Origin of the sequence: Mesorhizobium sp. M0019 (genome assembly GCF_040323975.1) — a bacterium.
In the GTDB taxonomy this organism is placed as follows: Bacteria; Pseudomonadota; Alphaproteobacteria; order Rhizobiales; family Rhizobiaceae; genus Mesorhizobium.
Genome location: NZ_JAMYVK010000096.1, coordinates 1 through 8,988, shown reverse-complemented (window position 1 = coordinate 8,988; position 8,988 = coordinate 1). Strand labels below are relative to the sequence as shown.

At 61.3% G+C, this 8,988-nt stretch carries 10 protein-coding genes and 1 pseudogene; 3 read left to right on the top strand and 8 right to left on the bottom strand.

All coding sequences use genetic code 11. The annotated features are described in order from the left end of the window. Positions 1-304: 304 nt before the first annotated feature. From NKK47_RS34210 to NKK47_RS34185, 6 genes are all read right to left on the bottom strand, one after another. Positions 305-1,195 carry an SDR family NAD(P)-dependent oxidoreductase gene (locus NKK47_RS34210; RefSeq protein WP_352579817.1) on the bottom strand — a complete coding sequence of 297 codons (891 nt, stop codon included), beginning with the start codon at positions 1,193-1,195 and terminating at the stop codon, positions 305-307. Then, entirely contained in the window at positions 1,192-1,971 is a 780-nt protein-coding gene (locus tag NKK47_RS34205) for a hypothetical protein (RefSeq protein ID WP_352579819.1), read from the bottom strand. Before NKK47_RS34205 ends, NKK47_RS34210 begins: the two co-directional genes overlap by 4 nt. A 10-nt stretch (positions 1,972-1,981) precedes the next feature. Further along, the gene (locus tag NKK47_RS34200; RefSeq protein WP_352579818.1) at positions 1,982-2,569 is read right to left on the bottom strand and encodes a protein-S-isoprenylcysteine O-methyltransferase; all 588 of its coding nucleotides are present in this window, start codon (positions 2,567-2,569) and stop codon (positions 1,982-1,984) included. Between the two features lie 159 nt (positions 2,570-2,728). After that, on the bottom strand, positions 2,729-3,328 hold the full coding sequence (locus NKK47_RS34195; RefSeq protein WP_031195118.1) for a hypothetical protein: 600 nt from the start codon (positions 3,326-3,328) through the stop codon (positions 2,729-2,731). Positions 3,329-3,465: 137 nt separating this feature from the next. Continuing rightward, on the bottom strand, positions 3,466-3,606 hold the full coding sequence (locus tag NKK47_RS34190) for an ABC transporter (protein ID WP_352579816.1): 141 nt from the start codon (positions 3,604-3,606) through the stop codon (positions 3,466-3,468). 199 nt (positions 3,607-3,805) lie between these two features. Next, positions 3,806-4,402, bottom strand: a complete 597-nt coding sequence (locus tag NKK47_RS34185) for a L,D-transpeptidase (protein WP_352579815.1) — start codon at positions 4,400-4,402, stop codon at positions 3,806-3,808. Positions 4,403-4,590: 188 nt separating this feature from the next. Here NKK47_RS34185 and NKK47_RS34180 point away from each other — a divergent pair, with 188 nt between their 5' ends. Both NKK47_RS34180 and NKK47_RS34175 read left to right on the top strand, forming a co-directional pair. Then, entirely contained in the window at positions 4,591-5,346 is a 756-nt protein-coding gene (locus tag NKK47_RS34180; RefSeq protein ID WP_352476622.1) for an SDR family NAD(P)-dependent oxidoreductase, read from the top strand. Continuing rightward, positions 5,347-5,562 (top strand): hypothetical protein, encoded by a 216-nt coding sequence (locus NKK47_RS34175; RefSeq protein ID WP_502905100.1) that lies wholly within the window; start codon positions 5,347-5,349, stop codon positions 5,560-5,562. Positions 5,563-5,576: 14 nt separating this feature from the next. Here NKK47_RS34175 and der read toward each other — a convergent pair whose 3' ends face one another. Next, the gene (gene der, locus NKK47_RS34170) at positions 5,577-7,010 is read right to left on the bottom strand and encodes a ribosome biogenesis GTPase Der (protein WP_352579814.1); all 1,434 of its coding nucleotides are present in this window, start codon (positions 7,008-7,010) and stop codon (positions 5,577-5,579) included. A 6-nt stretch (positions 7,011-7,016) separates the two neighbouring features. Further along, complete coding sequence (locus NKK47_RS34165) at positions 7,017-7,682, bottom strand: tetratricopeptide repeat protein (RefSeq protein WP_023674063.1); 666 nt, start codon at positions 7,680-7,682, stop codon at positions 7,017-7,019. Between the two features lie 205 nt (positions 7,683-7,887). Here NKK47_RS34165 and NKK47_RS34160 point away from each other — a divergent pair. Then, a pseudogene (locus NKK47_RS34160) lies at positions 7,888-8,877 on the top strand (polysaccharide deacetylase family protein); the annotation flags it as partial. Between the last annotated feature and the right edge of the window lie 111 nt (positions 8,878-8,988).

Genomic DNA, 8,988 nt, shown 5'->3' with positions numbered 1-8,988 from the left:
TCACGTCTGCGACCCACCAAGACGGCGCAAAAACCAATCCGCCGCAGCAAGGATAGCTGCCATGCCCTAAGTTAGCGCTTATGGGGCGCTGTCCCGCCGACGTCTCGCAAGGTTCCGCGAATGATGATCTAACGGCGCTTCTTCGCCCTGCTGGCGAACGGGTAGTCCGACGTGCGCACAGCGATGCGGATCGGCACGCCGGGCATGTCGAAAGCCTCGCCTCTATGCTACCAACATGCTTAACACCCGTCATCGGCGAGCGGTCTCTCGCTTCAATGAGGTTTTTCGGTGCACGCTGGTCCGGTCAGGGGATAATTCCCCGAGGGCCCCGGCGTAGCTGAATCTGGCGGGTACCGCAGCATTTCTTGAACTTTATACCTGAACCGCAAGGACATTGATCATTGCCGCGGCGTTGCAGACGGCCAACCAGGGGCAGCAGCGCTGCGGAAGGCAGGAGCGCTGCCGCAAGGGCAGCCAACTTGGCCGAGATTCCCGGTACGACTAGGCGACGACCCGATTTGAACCCTCGCCACGCCCGTTCGGCCACATACTCCGGATCCACCTTGGGCAAGATGTTGAAGAGCACCGTCTGATTGGCGCCTGACCTTGCGAGAAACTCCGTAGGCACCGGGCCTGGTGCAACGCATGTGACCGTCACGCCGGTTCGGCGCAATTCCTGGTGAAGCGCCTCTGAGAAGAAGCGCACGAAAGCTTTGCTAGCGAAGTACAGAGCCATATAAGGCCCGGGAACGAACCCGGCCACGGAACTGAGATTGAGCACCCCGCCCCGTCGGCGCGCCACCATTCCCGGCAGAAAATGAAGGGTCAGTTCTGTGAGGGAATGTATATTGAGATCGATGATGCCGAGTTGACCATCAATAGGCAGCGCCGTCGTCGCGCCCCGCAGGCCATAGCCGGCGCTGTTGACCAGGACATCACAGACCAGGCCGTGTGCGGACAGAAAGCCCTCCAGGCGCATTGGCGCATCGCCTGCCACGAGATCCAACTCGAGCGTGAATGCCTCGCCGCCCGCCTCCCTAACCTCAGACGCCGCGGCGGCCAAACCCTCAGGAGAGCGGGCAACCAGCACAACCGCACCGCGCTCCCTTGCAGCGACGCTCGCAATCGCCCGGCCAATTCCACCCGAGCCGCCAATCACGACGATAGCTGGCCGGAATTCACAGTGCGAAATCACGTCGCGTTCCCCTGTCTTGCAGGAGCGGAAACACCTTGACCGAGCAGCACCACTTCATTGGCGACAGTGCCGTTCAGAATCTTTTCGAATCTCTCCAGTGCTCGTGCGACGTTCGCTCCATCCATGACCCGGTGATCGTAGTGGATGCGGACATTCACCGATCCGTCTTTGCCGATCGGACCGTAGTTGAGAAGGGTGGTCAGTGGTGTCAGCGGGTTGAGTGATTCCGCACCGAGACCAGAATAGACGGACAGTTGGAAGGTACCGAAGTAATTTGCCCTTTGCCGGGCGATGTTCAACCCTAGCCACATAAGCAGCCATCTGACCGGCGCGGGCGCACCTGCCACCCGCAAGGCACGCCGAAACTCCGGGACCTCCTGGATCGGCCGCGATCGAGCCGCGTGGATGGATCCCTCAAGTTCCGTGATGGAGTAGCGCTCCGGGCATTTGATGCGGCTCAGCAGAACGGCCGGCTCGCCATCATATTCGCGCTCGTGGGCAATCGAGGCTACGCTTGCTGGATACTCGTAAAGCTGCGGCCAAGGCAACTTGACATAGGCGCGCCGCAGCTCCGGCATCTCTAGGGCAAGAAGCGCATACCCTTTCAGGAAGATAGCGGTCCACGAGGGCCTGGTCTGCTGCGCCATTCTAGCCCTTACGAGTGGGCCGAGATTCATCTGACGCTGCACCGCGACCCGTGGCACGCCGATCGAAAACCTCATCAGATCGCCAACAAGGCGCCGGGGCGCGGAAAGCTTGAGGGCTCGGCCTCGCATAAAACGACCTCTAATAAAGATAAGGGAATATCCGCTTGGTCCTTTCCATATAGACACGGTATTGCGAGCCTAAATTCTCCAGCATCATACGCTCTTCCTTATCCACTCTCAGCAGGAAAAGGACTGCGAAACCAATCAAACCCGATATGCCCGCAACCCAGTTCGGTAGCAGAAAGCCCTGGCCGAGCCCCATAAGCAGGAAAGAGGTGTACATAGGGTGACGGACCAAGGCGTATGGCCCGGCGCTGACCAGTTCATGCCGTTCGCGAATCTCGAGCGTAATCGACCAGTTACGGCCAAGTTCCTTGTGGGATAAGCGAAAAATCCACAGCGCTGAGCAGAAGATGATGGTTCCGAGCGCCACCGACCACACGCTGGCCGGATGATCAGCCGCTCCGGGGATGCCGGTAGCGACATAGAAGCCAGGCAGGATCGCCAGGCCAAGGAGAGCCGATACAAGCCCGACGGTGTCGGAACTTGAGCTGCCGCCAGCTACAATTCGCACGCGCCTTGCCCGGCGCTCGAACGGATACCGGATCACGTACCAAGCAACGATGCCGATCACCCATATGATCTCGCCAACTGAGGCTACAGCAATGGTCACGTCACGTCACCGGAGCCTTTTCTCGATCTGGGACGATGATAAGCCGTCGCAACGATGTCACCGTCCGAGTTGTCGACCGTAGACATTCAGAGCGCGTTCCCTTCGCACTTAACCGGGCGAATGGGCGCGAAAGCGGGTTTTGCCAATCGCATTTCAACCCGCGTTCATCTCCCGAAGCTTGGTTATGAATTGTTGCGGCCGGAGCCAGATACCGGGGGTCTTATACCCCATGGATCTAGCGATGTCCGCTACGAATGCGTTGCAGTTGTAGAGCGACGCGTGCCAAAGTGGAGAACTGGCCTGCAGCCTTCGTATGCTCGCGACGACTTTCCTATATTCGGCTTCGGTAAGTAATACACGCCAGCTTGCCGACCGGTAAGCATCTTCCAGGTCGCCGTCCGTCCACCCGGTCGAGGCTGGCACGGGCGCCAAATGGCCGAGAACATAGACATTGGGATCACCGGACTTCGGAGCGAGGCCCGCCACTTCGGGGTTGACCATCCGTCCGGCCTGGTTCAATCGTCCAAAAATCACATAGGAATGGCCGTAGGTAAGGGCGTACCGGGAGCGGAACTCGATGAAATACCGCTGGGCTTGAGTTGACGCCGCCGCGCGCGCCGGCATCGCCGCGGTTCTCAGTGCCTTATCATTGGACACAAAAGTCGGCTGGGGCTTGCTGTCCTGCGACTGACATGACGCTGCGACAAGTGCGAGCAGGGCCACAATTGTTGAACGGCCACTTACTAGCGTCATCTATCCAGAACTCCGAGGACCGCAGGCCTAGCGCCAACCTATGCCCGCTAACGCACGTAGGCTACGAATCCGGCTGGCCCCTGCATATCGATTGGGAAGGGCCTGGCGGCCCTTCCCGAATAACCGAAAGCCGGTCCTTATTTAATCACGGGCTCCTCTACGGCAGCGGGTTCCGGCGGAGGAGCCTTCCCCTTTCCTTTGCCGATCATGCCATTCGCGCAGCCGCTCAGGCTGGCAACGGCGAGGGTGGCAACCATTACAATCAAGATCCTGTTCATCAAGCAATCCTTTCCCCGGGGGCGGAACAGCCTATAGAATCGCCACAAATAAAAACAATATGCAGCCCCGCAAAGCTACCTGCGATCTACACCAACGCCTAGTGCAGAAATGACACAGTTGGCACCCGGTTCCAGGCGGCACCTTTGCGGTGACGTGCTGGCAGGTTCACCATCCAACGGAGATCAGACCTGCCCACCATCAAACAACCACCACCGTCGTGCCCAAAGGAGTACGCTCGTAGAGGTCAATGACGTCGTCATCGATCATACGGATGCACCCGTTCGATACCGCTGTGCCTATCGTCCACGGCTCGTTTGTACCATGTATCCGGAAGTGGGTGTCGCGCCCGTCGCGATAGAGATAAAGGGCACGCGCACCAAGCGGGTTGTTTGGTCCGCCAGGGACCCCCCCTGCATACTTCACCAGGCGCGGCTTGCGCTTCATCATGCTGGCGGTGGGTGTCCACGACGGCCAGTCCGCCTTGCGGCCGACGGTCGCTGTACCCTTGAACGAAAGTCCCTGCTCGCCGACGCCGACGCCGTAGCGCGTCGCCCACCCGTCCGTCTCGACGGCATAGAGAAAACGTTGCGAAGTATCGACGACGATCGTTCCGGCCGGCTCGTTTCCGTCGTACCGCACATGCTGCCGTCGGTAACGAGGATTCAGGCCACGCCTTGGTCCGAACGCGGATGAAATCGGCTCCGCCACCTGTTGTAACGTCGACGTACATCCGGAGACCATCAGAGCCAGACTACCCAGCACGAGCCCCCGGCGCGCAATGTGGTGTTCTTCCATTTCTACCTGCTAGGAAACTGGTCATCTACCGCCGCCTTCGTCTCTACCATTCCAAGGCCTGCGGGCCAAGTCTCGCTTTGTGGTGGCAAAATGAATTCACAGGATTGACAAGCGAATTGGAGCGAAACTTCTTGCGATAACCGTCTGCCTCTGTTCGGTTATGTCAAAATTGGCATAGGACAGAGACGATGAAGCCTGACTTCCATGGTAAAGTCGCGATTGTGACCGGCGCAGGATCCGGAATAGGTGCGGCTGTTTCACGGCAACTCGCGCAAGAAGGAGCCGAGATTGTTGTCGCCGACCTTGATGCCGAGGCAGCGCACTGCAGAGCCGCCGAAATAAGCTCGCAAGGCGGCAGGGCCTACGACTTTGCGGTAGATGTCACGGATGCGGCAGCCGTGGAAAAGCTGATCGAGTTCACTGTCCAGAAATGCGGCGGACTGGATATGGCGGTAAACAATGCAGGTATCGACGGCATTCGAAAAGCAACGGCAGACTATCCGCTCGACAACTGGCACAAACTGATAAACGTCAATCTAAATGGCGTTTTCTACAGCATGAAGTACGAAATCGCCGCGATGCTGGATCGGGGCGGAGGCGCCATCGTGAACATGTCCTCCGTTCTCGGTTCCGTCGGCTTGCCAACTGCGTCCGCATACACGGCAGCGAAACACGGGGTCGTTGGATTAACCAAGGTTGCGGCGATTGAATATGCGAGGATGGGCATCCGGATCAATGTCGTCGGCCCCGGCTGGATCGAAACGCCTCTTTTATCGGAGCAAATGGAGGCATTAGCCAGCCGGCGCATGGCAGGTCTTCAGCCGATGGGCAGGCGCGGGAAACCGGAAGAGGTAGCGGCTCTTGTATGCTTCCTCTTGTCCGACCAGGCCAGCTTTATCACTGGGAGCTACCATCTGGTGGACGGAGCTTACACCGCCCATTAGGTGCAGAGGCTGCCCCCACTCACGCCGGCCACCGTCAGGGCGATGACGCCGGAGATCGCCGGGCTGCCCGCCTTGCCCAAGATGGCGCTATTCCTGCATCGCAAGGAGGCCGAGCCCGACCCCGTGGCAGCGCGGCTTGGCGACATCCTGCTGCAGGCAGCGCTGGAAGCCTTGCCGCAGACGCAACCGGCGCCCGTTCTGCGCAACGCAGCGTAAAGGGACAGTGGCGCTCAGCGGCGCTTCTTTGCCTTGCTGGCGAAAGGATTGTCCGAGGTGCGCAAGGCGATGCGGATCGGCACGCCGGGCATGTCGAAAGCCTCGCGCAGGCTGTTCGAGAGATAGCGGACATAGGATTGCGGCATCGCGTCCGGCCGTGAGCAGGAGACGACGAAGCCCGGCGGCCGCGTCTTGGCCTGCGTGACATATTTGATCTTCAGCCGACGCCCGGCGACAGCGGGCGGCGGATGATGCGCCAGGATGCCTTCCAGCCAGCGGTTGAGCCTGCCGGTCGACACACGGCTGTTCCAAACTCGATGCGTCCTGATGACAGCATCCATCAGCTTGTCGAGGCCACGCCCGGTCTCGGCCGACACCGGCACCGCCTGCATGCCGCGCGCCTGCGGCAGCAGCCGCTCGGTTTTTTCGCGCAGCTCGGCCAGCAACTCCTGGGGATGATCGACGAGGTCCCATTTGTTGAAGGCGATCACCGGGGCACGGCCCTCGCGGATGATCAGGTCGGCGATCTGCAGATCCTGCTTCTCGAAGGGAATGGTGGCGTCGAGCACGATGATGACGATTTCGGCAAAGCGGATGGCGCGCAAGCCGTCCTGCACCGACATCACTTCGAGCTTTTCGTGGATCCTGGCCTTGCGGCGCATGCCGGCGGTGTCGAACAATTTTAAGCGGCGGCCATGCCAGTCCCAGTCGACCGAGATGGAATCGCGAGTGATGCCGGCCTCAGGGCCGGTCAACAGCCGCTCCTCGCCGATTAGTGCGTTGATCAGCGTCGACTTGCCGGCGTTGGGGCGGCCGACGACGGCGATGCGCATCGGCTTGGTGTCGTCATAGCTCGGCTCGGCGTCCGGGTCGGTGATGTCCTCGCCGATCAGCACCTCGCTGGCGGCGACCTCATCCTCGCCGGCCTCTTCGTCCTCGCCGAAGGCGCGCGCCTCGCCAAGTGCTGCGATCACCGCGTCGCGCAAATCGGGCAGCCCCTGGCCGTGTTCGGCCGAGACCGGGATCGGTTCGCCAAGGCCGAGCTCCCAGGCCTCCAGCATGCCGCCCTGGGCGCCGCGCGCCTCAGCCTTGTTGGCAACGACGACAACCGGCTTGCCGGACTTGCGCACGATCTCGGCGAACGTCTTGTCGTCAGGCATCAGCCCGGACTTGGCATCGATCGTAAAAAAGATCAGGTCGGCCTCGCGGATGGCGATCTCGGTCTGGGCGCGCATGCGGCCGGGCAGCGTCGAGGCAGCCGCATCCTCGAAGCCGGCGGTGTCGATGACGTCGAAATGCAGGTCGTAGAGCTTTGCGGCATGGACGCGGCGATCGCGAGTGACGCCGGGCGTATCATCGACAAGCGCCAGCTTCCTTCCCACCAGCCGATTGAAAAGGGTCGATTTGCCGACGTTAGGCCGGCCGATGATGGCGACTTTGAAGGTCATGGACTATCACGACACGCCGCCCGAGCCGCGGATCAGCTCGGACATCAAAGTCGCCCGCTCGCGCGTGTTGCGCGGGGCGCCATCATCCGCGGCGATCTGGTCGAACAGCTTCAATGCATCCGCCGCCTTGCCTTCCTTCCAGGCGGCAAGGCCAAGCGCCTCGCGCGCCGTATGGCGCAGCGTGTTGGTGTCGGCGGTGAGCGCCTCGACGCGGCTGGAGACATCGGCGAAAGAGCCGTGGTCGACCAGAAGCAGCGCTGCCCTGAGACGAGCCATGTCGCGAATGCCGGAGGGGATCTTGGTGTCGGCGGCGACCTCGTCGAAATCCTTGACGGCGGCGTCGACGTCGCCCTTGTCCGCCTTGACGGTTGCCGCGCGCATGCGGGCGAGCAGCGGATAGGCGCCGTAGCCGTCCTTCTCCAACGCCTCCAGAGCGGCAAGCGCCTCGTCGTTCTTGCCGTCATTGGCAAGCTTGAGCGCCTGCGAAAAAGCATCGCCCGAGCGGTTGGCGCGAGTTTCGTCCCAATAGCGGTAGCCGACGACAGCAGCAGTGCCGAGCACCACCAGGACGGCCAGCACGAGCAAGGCGGGACCGAAACGGTCCCACAGCGCATGCGCCTGGTCGCGACGAATCTCTTCGTTGACTTCGCGGATAAAACTGTCGTCCGACATGGATCAAAACCATTTCCTGCCCCGGGCGGGGCGGTTGATGAGCCCGCGTTTTAGCGAAATTTTGCCGGCATGGAAGGGGTTCGGCAGGAAAATCGGCTATTCACGAGGCAGTCGCCGTCAACGGCGGCCGTACAGGTCGATCGTACCCGTGCCATATTTCACCGGTAGGCGTCGCTTCTACATTCCTTGATCCGGTCAGATGCCTTTGCCCCGTTTGTCCCGCGTTGTTGCGTTTTCGATTGCCGCGCTTGCTACCGGCACGGCTTGCGCCGACCCGCCGGCGGCGCCGGCAAAGCCGAAGCAGATCGTCATCATCTCATTCGACAGCGCCCGCGACATTTCGCAATGGCAGCGCAGCCGGGCGCTGGCCCGGCGCACAGGCGCGCATTTCACCTATTTCGTCTCCTGCGTGTTCCTGCTGTCGCCGCAGACACGCAAGGAATACACCGCGCCCGGCAAGACAGAAGGCAAATCGAATATCGGCTTCGCCGCCTCGAAACAGGAAGTCGCCGAGCGGCTCGAGCAGATCAACCTCGCCGCCTCGGGAGGCCACGACATCGGCAGCCATGGCTGCGGCCATTTCGATGGCAAGGACTGGAGCAAAGCCGACTGGCTAAGCGAGTTCGGCTCGTTCAAGCATATTCTCGAAAACGCCTATTCGATCAACGGCATTGCTCCTGAACCGAAGGACTGGCGCGATTTCGCCCGCAAATCGGTGGTCGGGTTTCGCGCGCCCTACCTGTCGGCAAACAAGGCGCTCTACGAGGCGCTGCCCGCGGCCGGTTTCCTGCTCGACGCAAGCGGCGTCTCGCGTGGGCCGGTCGAGCCGCCGACCGTCAACGGCATCACGCGCTTTTCGCTGCCGCAGATCCCGGAAGGGCCGAGCTCAAGGCGCGTGATCGCCATGGATTACAATCTCTATGTCAGACATTCCGGCGGCTTCGAGCGGCCGAGCATGGCAGAAGAGTTCGCTGACCGGACCTATAACGCGTTCCGCGCCGCCTTCGATGCGCAATACCAGGGCAAGCGCATTCCGCTTGAGCTCGGCTTCCACTTCACGCTGATGAATGACGGCGCCTACTGGAACGCGCTGGAACGCTTTGCCGGCGAGGTCTGCGTGATGAAACAAGTCGAGTGCATCAGTTTTCACGATTATGTTTCGCGGCGAGGCGAAAGGCACGCGGCGGTGGGGGGGGGGGGGGGGGGGCGCGCCCCCCCCCCCCCGCCGCGGATTCTGCCCGGCTTCGTGTCGAAAATTACGGTGCCGATGCGCCGGTTTCTCGGCCATCACATCTTTTCCAGCCTG

Excerpts from the sequence above, each read along its gene's own strand:
- NKK47_RS34195 (WP_031195118.1), bottom strand. The coding sequence starts at position 3,328 with ATGACGCTAGTAAGTGGCCGTTCAACAATTGTGGCCCTGCTCGCACTT.
- der (WP_352579814.1), bottom strand. The coding sequence starts at position 7,010 with ATGACCTTCAAAGTCGCCATCATCGGCCGGCCTAACGTCGGCAAATCG.
- NKK47_RS34185 (WP_352579815.1), bottom strand. The coding sequence starts at position 4,402 with ATGGAAGAACACCACATTGCGCGCCGGGGGCTCGTGCTGGGTAGTCTG.
- NKK47_RS34205 (WP_352579819.1), bottom strand. The coding sequence starts at position 1,971 with ATGCGAGGCCGAGCCCTCAAGCTTTCCGCGCCCCGGCGCCTTGTTGGC.
- NKK47_RS34190 (WP_352579816.1), bottom strand. The coding sequence starts at position 3,606 with ATGAACAGGATCTTGATTGTAATGGTTGCCACCCTCGCCGTTGCCAGC.
- NKK47_RS34180 (WP_352476622.1), top strand. The coding sequence starts at position 4,591 with ATGAAGCCTGACTTCCATGGTAAAGTCGCGATTGTGACCGGCGCAGGA.
- NKK47_RS34165 (WP_023674063.1), bottom strand. The coding sequence starts at position 7,682 with ATGTCGGACGACAGTTTTATCCGCGAAGTCAACGAAGAGATTCGTCGC.